Annotated in this window: 14 protein-coding genes; 5 read left to right on the top strand and 9 right to left on the bottom strand. The window is 64.2% G+C overall.

The features are described 5' to 3' along the window. On the bottom strand, nt 1-960 hold the full coding sequence (locus AC0KXH_RS10930; RefSeq protein WP_041105004.1) for an AAA family ATPase: 960 nt from the start codon (nt 958-960) through the stop codon (nt 1-3). A gap of 208 nt (nt 961-1,168) precedes the next feature. On the opposite strand from AC0KXH_RS10930, the gene AC0KXH_RS10925 reads away from it, so the two are divergent. Then, nucleotides 1,169-6,028, top strand: a complete 4,860-nt coding sequence (locus AC0KXH_RS10925) for an NAD-glutamate dehydrogenase (protein ID WP_488223400.1) — start codon at nt 1,169-1,171, stop codon at nt 6,026-6,028. Nucleotides 6,029-6,070: 42 nt separating this feature from the next. Here the strand turns inward: AC0KXH_RS10925 and AC0KXH_RS10920 are convergent, their stop codons facing one another. Next, complete coding sequence (locus AC0KXH_RS10920; protein ID WP_488223399.1) at nt 6,071-6,994, bottom strand: DUF6685 family protein; 924 nt, start codon at nt 6,992-6,994, stop codon at nt 6,071-6,073. A 167-nt stretch (nt 6,995-7,161) separates the two neighbouring features. Here AC0KXH_RS10920 and AC0KXH_RS10915 point away from each other — a divergent pair, with 167 nt between their 5' ends. Both AC0KXH_RS10915 and AC0KXH_RS10910 read left to right on the top strand, forming a co-directional pair. Beyond that, a complete protein-coding gene (locus tag AC0KXH_RS10915) occupies nt 7,162-7,383 on the top strand; it encodes a DUF2835 domain-containing protein (RefSeq protein WP_041105010.1) in 222 nt (73 codons plus the stop codon). A gap of 91 nt (nt 7,384-7,474) precedes the next feature. After that, nucleotides 7,475-8,506 (top strand): quinone-dependent dihydroorotate dehydrogenase, encoded by a 1,032-nt coding sequence (locus AC0KXH_RS10910; RefSeq protein ID WP_200291976.1) that lies wholly within the window; start codon nt 7,475-7,477, stop codon nt 8,504-8,506. 95 nt (nt 8,507-8,601) lie between these two features. On the opposite strand, the gene rmf is transcribed toward AC0KXH_RS10910, so the two are convergent. After that, nucleotides 8,602-8,817, bottom strand: coding sequence for a ribosome modulation factor (gene rmf, locus AC0KXH_RS10905; protein ID WP_488223398.1), 216 nt, complete (start codon nt 8,815-8,817; stop codon nt 8,602-8,604). A gap of 321 nt (nt 8,818-9,138) precedes the next feature. On the opposite strand from rmf, the gene rlmKL reads away from it, so the two are divergent. After that, entirely contained in the window at nt 9,139-11,310 is a 2,172-nt protein-coding gene (gene rlmKL / locus AC0KXH_RS10900) for a bifunctional 23S rRNA (guanine(2069)-N(7))-methyltransferase RlmK/23S rRNA (guanine(2445)-N(2))-methyltransferase RlmL (RefSeq protein WP_488223397.1), read from the top strand. A 10-nt stretch (nt 11,311-11,320) separates the two neighbouring features. Here rlmKL and dacB read toward each other — a convergent pair whose 3' ends face one another. After that, entirely contained in the window at nt 11,321-12,826 is a 1,506-nt protein-coding gene (dacB, locus tag AC0KXH_RS10895; RefSeq protein ID WP_052264557.1) for a D-alanyl-D-alanine carboxypeptidase/D-alanyl-D-alanine endopeptidase, read from the bottom strand. Nucleotides 12,827-13,009: 183 nt separating this feature from the next. Here dacB and AC0KXH_RS10890 point away from each other — a divergent pair, with 183 nt between their 5' ends. Then, nucleotides 13,010-13,348 carry a YggL 50S ribosome-binding family protein gene (locus AC0KXH_RS10890; protein WP_041105020.1) on the top strand — a complete coding sequence of 113 codons (339 nt, stop codon included), beginning with the start codon at nt 13,010-13,012 and terminating at the stop codon, nt 13,346-13,348. Here the strand turns inward: AC0KXH_RS10890 and AC0KXH_RS10885 are convergent. From AC0KXH_RS10885 to AC0KXH_RS10865, 5 genes are all read right to left on the bottom strand, one after another. Further along, nucleotides 13,338-14,432, bottom strand: coding sequence for an FUSC family protein (locus tag AC0KXH_RS10885; protein ID WP_061341466.1), 1,095 nt, complete (start codon nt 14,430-14,432; stop codon nt 13,338-13,340). The genes AC0KXH_RS10890 and AC0KXH_RS10885 overlap by 11 nt on opposite strands. Nucleotides 14,433-14,436: 4 nt before the next feature. Continuing rightward, nucleotides 14,437-15,768, bottom strand: a complete 1,332-nt coding sequence (locus AC0KXH_RS10880) for a deoxyguanosinetriphosphate triphosphohydrolase (protein ID WP_041105024.1) — start codon at nt 15,766-15,768, stop codon at nt 14,437-14,439. A 118-nt stretch (nt 15,769-15,886) separates the two neighbouring features. Beyond that, the gene (locus AC0KXH_RS10875; protein WP_041105025.1) at nt 15,887-16,216 is read right to left on the bottom strand and encodes a hypothetical protein; all 330 of its coding nucleotides are present in this window, start codon (nt 16,214-16,216) and stop codon (nt 15,887-15,889) included. After that, complete coding sequence (locus AC0KXH_RS10870) at nt 16,213-16,593, bottom strand: phage holin family protein (protein ID WP_061341464.1); 381 nt, start codon at nt 16,591-16,593, stop codon at nt 16,213-16,215. Before AC0KXH_RS10870 ends, AC0KXH_RS10875 begins: the two co-directional genes overlap by 4 nt. A 12-nt stretch (nt 16,594-16,605) precedes the next feature. Next, nucleotides 16,606-17,001 carry an ElaB/YgaM/YqjD family protein gene (locus AC0KXH_RS10865; protein ID WP_312570943.1) on the bottom strand — a complete coding sequence of 132 codons (396 nt, stop codon included), beginning with the start codon at nt 16,999-17,001 and terminating at the stop codon, nt 16,606-16,608. Nucleotides 17,002-17,042: the final 41 nt, after the last annotated feature.

Raw genomic sequence — 17,042 nt, 5'->3', positions numbered from 1 at the left:
TCAGGCAACCGCCACCACGTCGAGGATGCGCTGCAGTACGCGGTCCTGGTCGATGCCGGCGGCTTCGGCCTCGAAGGACAGGATCAGGCGATGGCGCAGGGTATCGAAGAGCATCGCCTGGATGTCCTCGGGGCTGACGAAGTCGCGGCCCGCCAGCCAGGCGTGCGCACGGGCGCAGCGGTCCAGCGCGATGGAGCCGCGCGGGCTGGCGCCGTAGGCGATCCACTCGGCGAGCTCGGCGTCGTACTTGGCCGGGGTGCGCGTCGCCATGATCAGCTGGACCAGGTATTCCTCCACCGCATCGGCCATGTACAGGCCGAGGATCTCCTTGCGTGCGGCGAAGATCACCTGCTGGCTGATCCGCTGTTCGGGCGCGGCCTCGCCGTGAATGGCTTCGCCGCGCGCCTGCTGAAGGATGCGCCGCTCGACCGAGGCGTCCGGAAAGCCGATCTTCACGTGCAGGAGGAAGCGGTCGAGCTGCGCTTCGGGCAGCGGATAGGTGCCTTCCTGTTCGATCGGGTTCTGCGTGGCCATCACCAGGAACAGCGGCGGCAGGTCATAGGTGCTGCGGCCGACGCTGACCTGGCGTTCGGCCATCGCCTCGAGCAGCGCCGACTGAACCTTCGCCGGGGCGCGGTTGATTTCGTCAGCCAGGACCAGGTTGTGGAAGATCGGCCCCTGCTGGAAAACGAAGCTGCCGGTTTCCGGGCGATAGATTTCGGTGCCGGTGATGTCGGCAGGCAGCAGGTCGGGGGTGAACTGGATGCGGTGGAACTCGGCTTCCAGACCTTCGGCCAGCTCCTTGATCGCACGCGTCTTGGCCAGGCCGGGCGCGCCCTCGACGAGCATGTGACCATCGGCGAGCAGGGCGATCAGCAGGCGTTCGATCAGGCGGTCCTGACCAAGAATCTGGCTGGAAAGAAACTGTCGCAGAGCGACGATCGCTTCACGGTGATCCATCGTTTCGATACTTCCGCAAACGGCGCCGGCACGGCTGCGCTCGATCGCGCGCGTGCATTGCAGGCGGCGGTCGTGACGCAGGAGTCGGGGGCCAGGGGGCGTCACTTTACTGCATTTATGCCTGGCTAGACTAACCTTGAACCTTGGCCCTGTGGCGTCAGTCACTACGCCGACCCTTCCTTTTCTTGCATCAGCAGCGGAGCCCTACATGGCGTTTTTCACCGCCGCCAGCAAGGCCGATTTCCAGCAGCAATTGCGCGCGGCCCTGGCACAGCATGTCGATGATCCTCTCCTTGCCCAACTGGGCCTGTTCGCCGAGCAGTTCTTCGGCATCGTCTCTCTCAGCGAGCTGACCGAACGGCGCATGGCCGACCTGGTCGGCTCGACCCTGGCCAGCTGGCGCCTGCTGGAGCGCTTCGATCCGGCCCAGCCGGAGGTCCGCGTGTTCAACCCGGATTTCGAGAAGCATGGCTGGCAATCGACGCACACCGTGGTCGAGGTGCTGCACCCGGACATGCCGTTTCTGGTCGATTCGGTACGCATGGAACTGACGCGGCGAGGGCTGAGCATCCACACCCTGCAGAACAGCGTGCTGAACGTGCGCCGCGATGCCGATGGTGTGCTGCAGGCCTTGCTGCCGCGCGACGCCGCGCCGGCGGACGGTGGCCTGGAGTCGCTGATCTTCGTCGAGATCGACCGTTGTGCCAGCACCGCCGAACTGCGCGAGCTGGAGCAGGCGCTGCAGGCGGTACTCGGCGACGTGCGCCAGGTGGTGGGCGACTTCGCCTTGATGAAGGCGAGGGCGGACGAAGCCCAGGCGCGGCTGGAACTGGCCAATCTGCCGGTGGATGCCGATGAGCTGCAGGAGATCCGCGATTTCCTGCGCTGGCTCGCCGACGACCATTTCACCTTTCTCGGCTATGAGGAATTCAGCGTCGTCGAGCAGGATGGCGTCGGCCACATCCAGTATGACGAGGCCTCGCTGCTCGGCTTGTCCCGTACGCTGCGAACCAACCTGAGCGAGGACGACCAGCGGCTGATGCCCCAATCGGTCGCCTACCTGCGCGAGCCGCTGCTGCTGTCGTTCGCCAAGGCCTCCACGCAAAGCCGGGTGCATCGCCCGGCCTATCCCGATTACGTGTCGGTGCGCGAGTTCGACGAGTCCGGCCAGGTCGTGCGCGAATGCCGCTTCATGGGCCTGTTCACCTCGTCGGTCTATACGCAAAGCGTGCGACGTATTCCGTTCATCCGGCGCAAGGTGGACGCGGTGCTGGCCCGCGCCGATTTCGGCGGTTCGACCCATCTGAACAAGGAGCTGGCGCAGGTCCTCGAGGTGCTACCGCGCGACGAGCTGTTCCAGGCCTCGACCGACGAGCTGTTCGACAACGCCGTCGCCATCGTGCAGATCCAGGAACGCAACCGCTTGCGCCTGTTCCTGCGTTTCGATCCCTACCGGCGCTTCTGCTACTGCCTGGTCTATGTACCGCGCGACAGCTACTCGACCGAAACGCGCCTGAAGATCCAGCAGGTACTGGTCGACCGGCTCGATGCCAGCGGCTGCGAGTTCTCCACCTATTTTTCCGAGTCGGTGCTAACCCGGGTGCAGTTCATCCTGCGCCTGGACCCGAACCGGCCGGTAGCGGTGGACCCGCAGCGTCTGGAGCAGGAGGTGATTCAGGCCTGTCGCAGCTGGCAGGCCGACTACGCCGGCCTGATGGTGGAGCGGTTCGGCGAGGCGCGGGGCACGACCCTGCTCGACGAATTCCCCAAAGGCTTTCCGGCCGGCTACCGCGAGCGCTTCACGCCGCAGTCGGCGGTGGTCGACATGCAGCATATCGAGAGCCTGAGCGCCGAGCGGCCTCTGGTAATGAGCTTCTATCAGCCGATCAGTGCCGACGAGCGCACCCTGCATTGCAAGCTCTACCACATCGACACGCCGCTGCCGCTGTCCGATGTGCTGCCGATCATGGAAAACCTAGGCCTGCGGGTGCTCGGCGAGTTTCCCTATCGCATGCTCGATCGCACTGGCCGCGAATACTGGATCCACGACTTCGCCTTTACCTACTCCGAAGGCCTGGAAATCGATCTGCTGGAAATCAACGAGCCGCTGCAGGATGCCTTCATCCATATCAGCCGCGGCGATGCCGAGAATGATGGGTTCAACCGGCTGGTGCTCGCTGCCGGGCTGACCTGGCGGGAGGTCGCGCTACTGCGTGCCTACGCGCGCTACCTCAAGCAGATTCGCATGGGCTTCGATCTGGGCTACATCGCCAGCGCGCTGCTCAATCACACCGAGATCGCGCGCGAGCTGGTGCGCTTGTTCAAGATGCGCTTCTACCTGGCGCGCAAGATGAGCGAGGAAGACCTGAGCGACAAGCAGCAGCGGCTCGAGCAGGCGGTGCTTGGTGCGTTGGACGAGGTCGCGGTGCTCAACGAGGACCGCATCCTGCGGCGTTATCTCGCGCTGATCAAAGCGACGCTGCGCACCAACTTCTATCAGTCTGATGCCGGGGGCAAGGCCAAGGACTACTTCAGCTTCAAGTTCGACCCGCGCGCGATCCCGGAGATGCCGCGGCCGGCGCCGATGTTCGAGATCTTCGTCTACTCGCCACGCGTCGAAGGCGTGCACCTGCGCGGCGGCAAGGTCGCCCGCGGCGGGCTGCGCTGGTCTGACCGGGAGGAGGACTACCGCACCGAGGTGCTCGGGCTGGTCAAGGCGCAGCAGGTCAAGAACGCCGTTATCGTGCCGGGCGGAGCCAAGGGTGGCTTCGTTCCGCGACGGCTGCCAATTGGCGGCACGCGCGACGAGATTCAGGCCGAGGCCATCGCCTGTTATCGCATCTTCATCAGCGGCCTGCTGGACCTGACCGACAACCTGAAAGAGGGGCAGGTGGTGCCGCCTGCCGGCGTGGTGCGCTACGACGAGGACGATCCGTATCTGGTCGTGGCCGCCGACAAGGGCACCGCGACCTTCTCCGACATCGCCAACGGCATTGCGGCCGACTACGACTTCTGGCTGGGCGACGCCTTTGCCTCCGGTGGCTCGGCCGGTTACGACCACAAGAAGATGGGCATCACCGCGCGCGGCGCCTGGGTATCGGTGCAGCGACACTTCCGCGAGCGTGGCATCAACGTACAGACCGATCCGATCACCGTCATCGGCATTGGCGACATGGCGGGCGACGTGTTCGGCAATGGTCTGCTGATGTCGCGCACACTGCAGCTGGTGGCCGCGTTCAACCATCTGCATATCTTCATCGATCCGGACCCCGATCCGGCGGTGAGCTTCGCCGAGCGCCAGCGCCTGTTCGAAATGCCGCGCTCGTCATGGGCCGACTACGATGCCAGCCTGATCTCCGCCGGGGGCGGGGTGTTTCCGCGCTCGGCCAAACGTATCCTCATCACCCCGCAGATGAAGGCGCGCTTCGCGATCGACGCCGATCAGCTGACCCCGGCCGAGCTCATTCACGCGCTGCTCAAGGCTCCGGTCGATCTGTTGTGGAACGGTGGCATCGGCACCTATGTCAAGAGCAGCGCCGAGAGCCATGCCGATGTCGGTGACAAGGCCAACGATGCGGTGCGGGTCAATGGCAACGAGCTGCGCGCCCGCGTCGTGGGCGAGGGCGGCAACCTCGGCATGACTCAGCTCGGACGCGTCGAGTACGCCCTGCACGGCGGGGCGAGCAATACCGATTTCATCGACAACGCGGGCGGCGTGGACTGTTCGGACCACGAGGTCAATATCAAGATCCTGCTCAACGAGCTGGTGCGTGCTGGCGACATGACTGGCAAACAGCGCAACCAGCTGTTGGCCGACATGACCGAGGCGGTTGCCGAGCTGGTGCTGCACAACAACTACAAGCAGACCCAGGCACTTTCCCAGGCTCAGTACCGAGCCGGCGAGCGGGGCGGGGAGTATGTGCGCCTGATCGCCGCGCTGGAGGCCGATGGCCTGCTCGATCGCGGCCTGGAATACCTGCCGAGCGACGAAGCGCTGGCTGAGCGGAGCAACCTCGGCAAGGGGCTGACCCGCCCCGAGCTGTCGGTGCTGATTTCCTACAGCAAGATCCAGCTCAAGGACGCGCTGCTGCACTCGCGCGTGCCCGACGACGACTACCTGGCCCGGGAGATGGAAACGGCGTTTCCCACCCTCCTTGGCGAGCGCTATCGCGATGCCATGCGCCAGCATCGGCTCCAGCGTGAAATCGTTAGCACGCAGATCGCCAACGACCTGGTCAACAACATGGGCATCGCCTTTGTGCAGCGCCTGAAAGAGGCGACCGGCATGAGCGCGGCGAACGTCGCCGGCGCCTATGTGATCGTGCGCGACATCTTTCACCTGCCGCACTGGTTCCGCCAGATCGAGGCACTGGACTATCGGATTCCCGCCGAGCTGCAGCTCAAACTGATGGAAGAGCTCGTCCGCCTCGGCCGGCGCGCCACCCGCTGGTTCCTGCGCAACCGGCGCGGCGAGCTCGACGCAGCGCGAGATGTGGGGCATTTCGGACCCCGCGTGGCGGCGCTGGGGCTCAAGCTCAATGAGCTGTTGCAGGGCTCGACGCGGCAGTTCTGGGAAGCGCGTTACCAGCAGTACGTCGAAGCCGGTGTGCCGGAATTGCTCGCGCGCCTGGTCGCCGGCACCAGCCACCTCTACACCTTGTTGCCGGTACTCGAGGCGGCGGATGAGACCGGGCAGGCACCCGCCGATGTCGCGGCCGCCTATTTCGCCGTGGGCGACGCGCTGGAGCTGCCCTGGTATGGGCAGCAGCTGTCGGCCCTGCCGGTGGAGAACAACTGGCAGGCGCTCGCGCGCGAGGCCTTCCGCGACGATCTCGACAGCCAGCAGCGGGCGATGACGGTCTCGGTGCTGCAGCCGGATGTAGGCGAGGGCGGCCTGCATGAGCGCCTCGACAGCTGGTTGGCCCAGCGGCAGGGGCAAGTCGAACGCTGGCGCGGCATGCTCGGCGAGCTGCGCGGTGGGGCGGCAACCGACTACGCGATGTACGCCGTGGCCAGCCGCGAACTGCAGGACCTGGCGCAGGCTGCACCAATGCGCGAGCGACTGTGAGAGGCGCTGACCGATCGGGCGTCGCCCGGTCGGTCAGCCCGGTCAGACTTCTGGAAGCGGTTCGCCGCGCTTGAAGCGGGTGATCTGCGGCAGCCCTTTCAGGTAGCGGATGAAGTCGGGTGCGCCGGCTGCCTTCAGGCCCTCACCCAGCGCATTGGCGGTCGGCTGTCGACGTTCGAGCAGCAGCAGCTCGGAGTTGCCGGCCTGGCGCAGCAGCGAGAGGCGCGCATAGGGCACCTGGCTGTCCAGCAACATCGCCATGAACGCCTTGTCGCTCCAGGCCTGCGCCGGCATGGCGAGGGCGTGGTATTCCTCGTCCAGGGCGCGGACGCCAGTACGCTCCAGCCGATAATCGGTCAGCATCACGGGCGCGGAGACTTCGAGACCGCGCAGCCGGGCATAGGCGATTGCGCAGGCAAAGGCATCGGCGTGATGATCACTGCTCCAGTACAGGCGCTCGCCCAGCCAGCTCGCCTGGCGCAGCTCGACGGGCGCGCCGGCCGGATAACCGGGAATGGCAGTGCCGATTACCCGCAGGAAATCCTTGTAGCTGATGATGCGTATCCGTCGTGCGCCACCGCTGGCAGCGAAAGCCTCGAAGCTGGGGTAACGTTCGCCACCCTCACTTGATCTCGCGCATACGCCGTCGACCTGGCGCAGATCCAACGCTGAAAACGCTTCGCTATCCTTGCGAATCAAGCGGCACAGCGCTGCATGCGCGCGGGCCTTGTCTTCTTGCACCGGGCCGGAAAGCGCGCCGCGCGGAAGTTCGACCAGACGATGCAGGCAGGGCCCGTCCTCCCAGAAAATGCTCGGCTCGGGTTCGGCAAGAGGGGTAAAGGGCAGACTCAGCGAACCGGCACGCTCTTGTACGCCACGCGAGGACGAGGGGCCGAATCCCAGACGCTGGGCCATTCGAGCGATATGAGCGGTCAGTGAGGGCATGGTTTCCGACAGGCTGATCATGATGCGCGAGCTCGCACGGTCGCGTTCGAAGTGTGGCAGAGCTGCCGGTAATCTGCATCCGCTTTGCGCGTCGTGGAAGGGCTACGTCTGCCGGACGCACGGCTGAAGGCGCCGGCCACCGGGCGGGGCTGTGGCAATATGATCGCAACTGACACTGAGGAGCCTCCATGCCGACTCTTGTGCTGGATATCGCCTTGCCCGCCGAGAGGTTGTTGGCCGTCTACCAGGGGCAAGCCAATCGAATCCTGGTGCGTAGCCGGGAGGGCAAGCGAGTCAGCCTGCCGGCCCAGCATTTGCGCCCGTTTCTGACTCGCGAGGGCGTGTTTGGTTCATTCGAGCTGCATTTCGCCGAGCAGGGCCAGTTGCTGGGGCTGCGGCGGCTGGATTGAGCGCTGCTGGCGATGGGGCGATCGGCTTAAATCCGATGCCGGCTGCTATACTTCGCGCCCATCGTTCCTCTCCCAGGATATTAGGCTGCGTATGTACAACCTGGCCCGCCAGCTGCTGTTCAAGCTTTCCCCCGAGACGTCCCACGAACTGTCGCTCGATCTGATCGGAGCAGGCGGCCGGTTGGGCGTCAACCGCCTGCTGTGCAAGGCGCCAGCCAGCCTGCCGGTTCGCGTGATGGGACTGGATTTTCCGAATCCGGTCGGCCTGGCCGCCGGGTTGGACAAGAACGGCGAGGCCATCTGCGGGCTTTCCCAGCTGGGGTTCGGCTTCATCGAGGTTGGTACGGTCACGCCCCGGCCTCAGCCGGGCAATCCGAAGCCACGCATCTTTCGCCTGCCCGAGGCCGAGGCGATCATCAATCGGATGGGCTTCAACAACAACGGTGTGGACGCCTTGCTCGCCCGGATCGACGCTGCCCGATTCGATGGCGTCCTGGGTATCAACATCGGCAAGAATTTCGACACGCCGGTCGAGCGAGCTGAGGACGACTACCTGCTCTGTCTGGATAAGGTCTATCACCATGCCAGCTATGTCACGGTGAATGTCAGTTCGCCCAACACGCCGGGCCTGCGCAGCCTGCAGTTCGGCGATTCGCTCAAGCACCTGCTCGATGCGCTGCGGTTGCGCCGCGAGGATCTGGAGATCGAGCATGGCAAGCGCGTGCCGTTGGCCATCAAGATCGCCCCGGACATGAGTGACGAGGAAACGGCATTGGTCGGCGAGGCGGTTTTCCAGGCTGGCATGGACGCGGTTATCGCCACCAACACCACACTCGGGCGCGAAGGTGTCGCCGGGTTGGCGCATGCCGACGAGGCCGGTGGGCTGTCCGGCGCGCCGGTTCGTGACAAGAGCACCCATACGGTCAAGGTCCTGGCCGAGACGCTTGGAGGACGTTTGCCGATCATCGCGGTGGGCGGCATCACCGAAGGACGGCATGCGGCGGAAAAGATCAAGGCCGGCGCCAGCCTGGTTCAGCTCTATTCGGGCTTTATCTACAAGGGGCCTGCGCTGATTCGCGAATCGGTGGATGCCATCGCGGCGCTGCGTTCGTCGAAGGAGTGAGGCCTGGCCCTGGAAGGGGCTCCTGCTGGAGCCCCTGGGCGTCTAGCCCGCCGCCCGGGTGGGGCGTGCCTGAAAAAGGTGTTTACCAGGTCGGATCAGCCGACCGCGTGGAATTGATTCATACGATGCAGACCGGCCGTGCCGATCATGCCATCCCAGTTGTCGCCACGGCCCTCCCGCCAGCCGTTGATCCAGGCTTGCCGAGTATTCGGATGAGTAAAGGGACATAGCTCGCGGGACTTACCATGGATACCGTGTTGATAACCGCGCAAGAAAGCTCGTTCCATCGGATCACGCTTGAGTCTTCTCATTGGGTGTTGCCCTCAGTGGTTGACTGGTGTTCCTGGTGGTCTCTCGGCGAGACCGGGCAGACAGGCTGCCGGTGAGGCCCGCTGCCGGCGTGGCGAGCCTCGTCGACTCCGTTGCGAAGCCGACCTGAGGGGAGTTCTAACCCAAGGGCCACGGGCCGGGAATGATCGTTTTGTCATAAGTAGGTAACGAATCTATGGTTCTGCCCATAAGCCTGATCAGCGTAGCGATACAGCGCTCCTTGGCAGGCCCGGAACACCATCGCTTCCCGACGGGCGTTTGCCTGCCCTGCGGGTGCCGTCGCTAATTTCACTGGAACCTTCATGACTACATCTCACGAACTCGTCCTCACGTGCCCCAAGGGCCTCGAAAGCCTGCTGCGCGAAGAAGCGCAGGGCCTTGGGTTGGAGGAGACCCGTGAACAGACCGCGGCCGTGCGTGGCCTGGGGGACCTCGCAGTCGCCTATCGCCTCTGTCTCTGGTCCCGCCTGGCCAACCGCGTGTTGCTGGTGCTGGCCAGATTCCCCGTGAGTGACGCGCAGGCGCTCTACGACGGCGTGAAGGCGGTCGACTGGAGCGACCATCTGGCCGCTGACGGCACCCTGGCCGTTGAGTTCTCCGGCCGCGGCGCGGGGATCGACAACACCCACTTCGGCGCCTTGAAGGTCAAGGATGCAATCGTCGATCGGCTCCGCCGGCCGGACGGCACGCGCCCGGGGATCGACAAGCTGAACCCCGACGTACGGGTGCATTTGCGGCTGGACAAGGGGCAGGCGGTGCTTTCGCTGGACCTCTCCGGGCACAGCCTGCACCAGCGTGGTTATCGCCTGCAGCAGGGCGCAGCGCCGTTGAAGGAGAACCTGGCCGCGGCCATTCTGATGCGCGCCGGCTGGCCGCGCATCGCTGCCGAGGGCGGGGCGCTGACCGATCCGATGTGCGGGGTCGGCACTTTTCTCGTCGAAGGCGCGCTGATGGCCGCCGATATCGCGCCAAACCTGCGCCGTGAGCGCTGGGGCTTCAGCGCCTGGCTCGGCCATGTGCCGGCGATCTGGACCCGCCTGCTCGACGAGGCCCGAGCGCGGGCCGCCGCCGGGTTGGCGCGGCCGCCGTTGTGGATTCGTGGCTACGAGGCCGACCCGCGGCTGATTCAGCCTGCACGCAACAACATCGAGCGCGCCGGGTTGGCCGAGTGGGTGAAGATCTACCAGGGCGAGGTCGCTACCTTCGCCCCGCGCCCGGACCAGAGTCAGAAGGGCCTGGTGATCTGCAACCCGCCGTACGGAGAGCGGCTGGGCGACGAGGCCAGCCTGCTGTATCTCTATCAGAGCCTGGGGCAGCGCCTACGCCAGTGTTGCGAGGGCTGGGAGGCGGGGATCTTCACCGCGACGCCCGAACTCGGCAAGCGCATGGGCATCCGTAGCTACAAGCAGTACGCCCTGTGGAACGGCGCATTGCCGTGCAAGTTGTTGCTGATGCACGTACAACCGGACCAGTTCGTCGTGGCGCAGCAGCCTGCGGCGAGCGCGGCGTCTGGCGAGGGAACGGAGCAGGTCAGGCTGAGCGAAGGCGGGCAGATGTTCGCCAACCGCCTGCAGAAGAATCTCAAGCAGCTCGGCAAATGGGCCAGACGCGAGGGAATAGAGTGCTACCGGCTCTATGATGCCGACATGCCTGAATATGCGCTGGCCGTCGACCTCTATCGTGATTGGGTGCACGTGCAGGAATACGCGCCGCCGCGTTCGATCGACCCGCAGAAGGCGCAGGAGAGGCTGCTCGATGCGCTGGCCGCGATTCCGCAGGCGCTGCAGCTGCCGCGCGAGCGGGTCGTGGTCAAGCGCCGCGAGCGGCAGAGCGGCACTCGCCAGTACGAACGTCAGGCTAGCCAAGGACAGTTTCTCGAGGTGGCCGAGGGAGGCGTGAAACTGCTGGTCAACCTCACCGACTATCTGGATACGGGGTTGTTTCTCGACCATCGCCCGTTGCGCCTGCAGATTCAGCGGGAGGCCGCCGGAAAGCGCTTCCTGAACCTGTTCTGCTACACGGCGACCGCCACCGTCCATGCGGCCAAGGGCGGCGCGCGCAGTACGACCAGCGTCGATCTGTCGAAGACCTATCTCGATTGGGCGCGGCGCAATCTTGCGCTCAACGGCTTCTCGGAGCGCCAGCGTCTCGCGCAGGGCGATGTGATGGCGTGGCTCGCGGAGGATCGAGGCGAGTACGACCTGATCTTCATCGACCCGCCGACGTTCTCCAACTCCAAGCGCATGGAGGGTGTGTTCGATGTGCAGCGTGACCACGTCGCGCTGCTCGATCTGGCAATGGCACGCTTGGCGCGCGGCGGAACACTGTACTTTTCCAACAACTTCCGCAAGTTCGTTCTCGACGAAGGGCTGGCGGTGCGTTATCGGGTAGAGGAAATCAGCGCCAGCACGATCGACGAAGATTTTCGCCGCAACCCGCGCATTCACCGTGCCTGGAAGTTCCAGGCACGGTGAATGACTCGGCTCAGCGCTGAGCGGTACGGTTGCCGTTATTGTTGTAGAGGCTGACCAGGACCTGGTCGAGGATCGATGACGCGCCCCATGGACGGGGGTGATTGAGAATGGCCACGACGGCCCAGGTGTGGCCGTCGCTGTCGCGGCTGTAGCCGGCGATGGCGCGTACGGTGTTCAGCGTGCCGGTCTTGATGTGGGCCTTGCCTGCTACAGCAGTGCCGCGTAGGCGCTTGCGCATGGTGCCGTCGATGGCCGCCAGCGGCATCGAGGAAATGAACTCGGGCGCGTAGGGGCTGTTCCAGGCTGCCTGCAGGAGGCCTGCCATCTCGCGCGCGCTGACGCGCTCGTCACGCGATAGACCGGAGCCGTTCTCGATCACCAGATGCGGCGAAATCAGCTTCTTCTTCGCCAGCCATTGGCGTATCACCCGTTGCGCAGCCTTGGCGTCGTCCGTATCGGCCTCGTTGCGAAACTCCGCGCCGAGGCTGAGGAACAGCTGTTTGGCCATGGTGTTGTTGCTGTACTTGTTCACGTCCCGAATCACTTCCACCAGATCGGGCGAGAACGCGCGGGCAATCAGCTTGGCGTCCTTTGGTACCTGGGCGACGCGGTCATGGCCGAGGATGTTGCCTCCCAGTTCCTGCCAGATGGCTCTTACCGCACCGGCGGCGTAGCGCTGGTGGTCCAGCAGCGAGAGGTAGGTCTGCGTCTTGCAGCCGGCAGCGAGTTTGCCGCTGACCACGACGGTCATGTTGCCGTTCTGCTCGACCGGATTGAACAGCACATCCGGCCAGCCGGGGCACTTCGCGGCCGGCAAAGGCTTGACCCGGTTGTCGATCTGGATGCTGGCAATCGGCGGTTCGACGGTGACGTTGACCTTGCCGCCATCGTTGCGGACCACGAAGCGCAGTGCCTTCAGGTTGACCAGCAGCGAGTCGGGCTCGACCAGGAAGGGCTTGTTGTCATCGCCGCCGTCATCGTCGAACTCGGGAAGGTCAGGCTGCACGAAATGGCTGCGATCGAGCACCAGGTCGCCGGTGACCGTACGCACGCCGTTGGCGCGCAAGTCACGCATCAGCAGCCAGAGCTTCTCCATGTTCAGCTTGGGGTCGCCGCCGCCCTTCAGGTAGAGGTTGCCCTTGAGCGTTCCGTCTACCAGCGGACCATCTGAATAGAACTCGGTCTTCCACTGATGGTTCGGACCGAGCAGTTCCAGCGCCGCGTAGGTGGTGACCAGCTTCATGGTCGAGGCCGGATTGACCGACACGTCGGCATTGAAATAGGTCGGCACGCCGTTGCCGTTGAGCGGCAGCATCACGACCGAGAGCGCGTTGCTGTCGATCTTGTTCGCTTGCAGAGCCTTGGCAACGCTCGGTGGCAGTGCCTGGTTCACCGGCGCGGCGAGCGACGTGCTGGCAAGCGGCACCGCCAGCACTAGGGCGGCAAGGGTGCGGCTGAGGAGATTCTTGCGGCGTGCGCCGGACGGCCGCACGCGATGAGCTACTGTTCGGGACATGTTTCCCACTGCTCCAAGGGAAAGGTGCGGGCATTATGCTATGGCCTGCGCTGCCAGAGGCGGCGCCCCGATAAGCGTAGCTGGCCCTGTGGGGTATCTGCAAAGGCTCGTGCAGCTGTCATCGCGTCGCCGGAGCGATGCTGCTAGAGTGCGCGCCGTCACTACTCAAGCAAGGGATCAACCATGGCTACCAATCGTTCGCGCCGCCTGCGCAAGAAACTCTGTGTCGACGAGTTCCAGGAGCTCGGCTTCGAAGTGAACCTCACCTATGCGCAAGGTGCCGATGCCAAGGCGGTCGACGCCTTTCTCGAAGCGTTCCTGCGCGATGCCATCGAAGCCAATGGGCTGGGTTATGTCGGCGGGGAAGATTACGGTTTCGTGTGTCTATCCAAGCGCGGCTCGGTATCCGAAGAGCAGCGTCAGCAGGTGGAAAGCTGGCTCAAGGCGCGCACCGAACTCGCCGAGTTCCAGGTCAGCCCGCTGATGGACGTCTGGTATCCGGAAAATCCGATCAACGCGTGACATCCGATCCCTTGTCGGTCGCAGGCTCGACGTTTGTCGGTGCCTGGGACCGGCGGGAACTGAACATCCAGCGCCGCAGACCGTGCATCGTCAAGGTCACCAGCAAGGCCAGGCCTACCCCGATGGAGGCGTTGATCAGGCGCACCTGTGGCAGGTTCCAATCCTGCGCCAATGTCTCGGCAAGCAGCAGGAAGCCCAGCGTGGTCTGCAGCACGAACAGGCCATAATGGTGAGCCTGGAACGCCCGTCCCAGCACCACCAGCGGCAGCAATACCATCACCATCATCGGCGGATCGGCCAGGCTGTGGCCCATGTAGATCAGGATCGCGGCGGCCAGCAGGATCGCCAGGCACGCCTGCACCGCGCGCACGACGCTGCGCTCGACATCCATCTGCAAGCTGGTGAACACCGCGAGCGTCAGCCAGTACCCGCGCGGTAGTTGCGCTAGGTTGACGATCAAGCCGCCCAGCGCGCAGGCGATGACATACGACAATGCGTGGACGCGCCATTGGCGAATGGGGGTGCGCCTGGCGTGGCGATGCAGGACCTTGAACAGACGGCCGAGTCGGGGCATGTACGGCCACATGCGCAGACCATGCAGGCCGCGCAGGCCGAAGGCCAACAGCGTGACCCAGAGCCCACCCAGGGCGAACAGCATGGCGATCGCTGCCGGGTTGTTGAAGTCGGCGACGCCATGCTGGCCCTGTCCCAGGCAGAGACAGATCGCCAGGCCGATACCGAGCTTGCCGGCTTCGGCGCCATATCGCTGCAGCCAGGCCAGGAGCAGGGCATAGAAGGCAAATAGGCCGAGGCTGATCAGCGGGTGTGTAGCCGACCAGAAGCCAAGGCCCGCCGAGCACGCGCCCAGCGCGATCAACAAGAGCATCCTTAGCATGCCGAAGCGATGCAGCGGATTAGCCTTGGCCGCCTGGAAGGCGCCCACCGTTGCCCAGAGAAAACCCGGATGCCCACTGAACAAGCCCAGCAGCAAGGGCAACGAGCAGCCAAACCCGGCGACCGCAGCCGCGCCCCAGGCGGGGCGGCCGGGTGTCCACTGGACTGTCTGGTTGAACAGGCGCTTCATGGTTTCAGACCGGGCTGGAGCGGCCGGTCATCTCTCCAGCCATTTCGGTGGCATAGCTGTCGGTCATGCCGGCGATGAAATCGATCATGCGCAGGAAGGACTGGTACAACGACAGCGCTGGATCCGGCGCGCCGCGTCCCAACAGGTCCAGAATGCGCTGATTCTTGAACGATAGACTGCCACCGCGATGCTGTTCCAAAGCCGCTCCGCAGAAGGCGTTGAGAAGGATCTCGAGCGTCGTGTACGCGCCGATCTCATGCAGCGTCTTGCGCTTGTCCTGGAAAATTTTCTGCCGCGCCAGCGTCTTGGCCTGCAGGACGCAACGCTTGGCTGGGCCATGCATATGCTCGACGAGATCGCCCGGCAAGGTACCGGCCAGCAGGCTCTGCTGTTGCTCGACGAAGGCACCAGCAGCAGCGTTGGTCAGGTGTTCGATGGCCTTGCCACGCAGTATGGCGAGCTTGCGCCGCCTTGAATCGCGGGGGCCCAGCTGGCGGTAGGTCTCAGGTACATCATCGCCCACCAGGTCAAGCAGCAGCGCCTCGACTTCCGCATAGTCGAGCAGCTCCATCTCCAGGCCATCCTCGAGATCGATCAGGCCATAGCAGATGTCGTCCGCTGCCTCCATCAGGTAGACCAGCGGATGACGGGCCCAGCGCTGGTTGTCTATGCAGGGCAGACCGAGTTTGGTGGTGATCTGCTCGAGAAGCTGTTGTTCGTTCTGATAGCAGCCGAATTTATGCTTCTTGTAGCCGAGCGCCTCGGCATGCCGCGACGTCCAGGGATACTTCAGATAGGCGCCCAGCGTGGCATAGGTCAGGCGCATGCCGCCGTCGAACTGGTGGTATTCCAGCTGTGTCAGCACACGAAAGCCCTGCGCGTTGCCTTCGAAGTTCAGGAAGTCGGAGCGCTCGGCGTCGCTCATGTCGTCCAGCCAGCCGCGCGCCGCTGCCTGCTGGAACCAATAGCGAATTGCATCTTCGCCCGAATGCCCGAACGGCGGGTTCCCGATGTCGTGTGCGAGGCACGCCGACTGCACGATCATGCCGAGGTCGGCTGGGCTGCACCATTCCGGGAGCGCATCGCGCAGCACTTCACCGACGCGCATGCCAAGAGATCGACCGACACAACTGACCTCTAGCGAATGCGTCAGGCGTGTATGGATATGGTCATTGCTGGAGACCGGATGAACCTGCGTCTTGCGCCCGAGCCGGCGAAAGGCGCCTGAAAAGATGATCCGGTCGTGGTCCTTGTGAAACGGGCTGCGGCCCAGCTCGTCAGTGCCTTGCGTCGGTTTTCCGAGCCGTTCGCGGGTCAGCAGGGTATTCCAATCCAAGGAGTCTCTCCATTCGCTCCGGCGGTACGGCAACGCTAACACACTCCAGGTGTTCTTCCTCCTGGCTGCGCCTATATGACGAGGCGCCGATCTCCGGCGGGAAGTGCAACGATGGAAGTCACGGTGAATCGAGCTTTCGCCGAATCGCGCGCTGGCCTTTGAACAGGGGGTACAGCGTGATGCCGATTCGAGCCCATTTGCCGACCCGGCCAAGCCTGCGGCCGAACAGAAAAAGCACCACGGTAGCGATCGTCAGCGCGGGACTCTTGCCGGAACCTTGAGCGTCGTCGGCTGGTTTGTGGCGCCCGAACAGCCCCTGCGCGTAATGCAGCGGAGAGGCCAGGGGGCGAGCATGGTAGCGCAGTTGCTGGCGGTGCATTTCCAGGCGCAGACGAACAAGGTCCTTTCTCATCTTGAGGTCTGCAGAGCTGGTCAGTGGTGTACTCATGGCAGAAGTCGCTCCCGGTCGCGGGCAATCTCTTCGAGGGTTGCCTGGAATGGCGTTGCGCACTCTTTGGCCAGCCGGATCGCTCGCCCGATGCACAGCGCCATGAGCACTGCGTAGATCAGGCATAGCGAGAGAATCGCGGCCATACGATGCGTTTCCCAGAACGCGATGACGACCGCGGCGGACAGACCTACCAGCACCAGCAATCCAAATATCAGGCTGATTCCTGCGAGCAGGAACAAGCGGAACGTCCGAGCCTTTTCTTCCTGAAACTCGATGCCGAGTAATTCGAGGTGGCCATGCAAAAGGTCGACGAATGCGCCGCCGAGCTTTTTGATCGATGGCTTCGGTGCTTCTGCGTCAGAGGACGGCTGCATTACTGCCTCCGTTTACCGACGAGTCACCAGGCCGAGGAGAAAGCCCACACCCGCCGCAATACCGATTGATTGCCAGGGATGGGTCTGAACGTACTCTTCGGTGCATTGCATGGCAGCCTGTCCCTGCTCGCGCAGATCTCCCTCGCGCTCTTTCAGCGCCTGGCGGGCACGTGCAAGGTTGGCGTTGATCTTGCTGCGCAGCTCCTCGGTCTGGCCTCCTGCCGACTCCTGGGTGTGCTTGAGCAAGCGCTCTGTGTCGGCGATGAGTGTGTGGAACTCTTCGATCAGAGCATTCTGCGCTGTCTGTAGGTTGCGCCGGTGAGCTTCCTTATCGATTACCGGGCGGGAGGACGGATTGTCGGTCAGGCTTTGGTCAATCGGGCTGCCATTGGTTGATTCGATAGTCATCTTCCGCTCCTGAACGATTGGGCTGTGCCGCGGGTGTGTAA

This window comes from Stutzerimonas sp. CXK-1 (assembly GCF_057738225.1).
The sequence above is the reverse complement of the archived record's forward strand: the minus strand, read 5'-3'. Positions and strand labels throughout refer to the sequence as shown.

Coding starts and splice junctions, on each gene's coding strand:
- AC0KXH_RS10930 (WP_041105004.1), bottom strand. CDS start 960: ATGGATCACCGTGAAGCGATCGTCGCTCTGCGACAGTTTCTTTCCAGC.
- AC0KXH_RS10925 (WP_488223400.1), top strand. CDS start 1,169: ATGGCGTTTTTCACCGCCGCCAGCAAGGCCGATTTCCAGCAGCAATTG.
- AC0KXH_RS10920 (WP_488223399.1), bottom strand. CDS start 6,994: ATGATCAGCCTGTCGGAAACCATGCCCTCACTGACCGCTCATATCGCT.
- AC0KXH_RS10915 (WP_041105010.1), top strand. CDS start 7,162: ATGCCGACTCTTGTGCTGGATATCGCCTTGCCCGCCGAGAGGTTGTTG.
- AC0KXH_RS10910 (WP_200291976.1), top strand. CDS start 7,475: ATGTACAACCTGGCCCGCCAGCTGCTGTTCAAGCTTTCCCCCGAGACG.
- rmf (WP_488223398.1), bottom strand. CDS start 8,817: ATGAGAAGACTCAAGCGTGATCCGATGGAACGAGCTTTCTTGCGCGGT.
- rlmKL (WP_488223397.1), top strand. CDS start 9,139: ATGACTACATCTCACGAACTCGTCCTCACGTGCCCCAAGGGCCTCGAA.
- dacB (WP_052264557.1), bottom strand. CDS start 12,826: ATGTCCCGAACAGTAGCTCATCGCGTGCGGCCGTCCGGCGCACGCCGC.
- AC0KXH_RS10890 (WP_041105020.1), top strand. CDS start 13,010: ATGGCTACCAATCGTTCGCGCCGCCTGCGCAAGAAACTCTGTGTCGAC.
- AC0KXH_RS10885 (WP_061341466.1), bottom strand. CDS start 14,432: ATGAAGCGCCTGTTCAACCAGACAGTCCAGTGGACACCCGGCCGCCCC.
- AC0KXH_RS10875 (WP_041105025.1), bottom strand. CDS start 16,216: ATGAGTACACCACTGACCAGCTCTGCAGACCTCAAGATGAGAAAGGAC.
- AC0KXH_RS10870 (WP_061341464.1), bottom strand. CDS start 16,593: ATGCAGCCGTCCTCTGACGCAGAAGCACCGAAGCCATCGATCAAAAAG.
- AC0KXH_RS10865 (WP_312570943.1), bottom strand. CDS start 17,001: ATGACTATCGAATCAACCAATGGCAGCCCGATTGACCAAAGCCTGACC.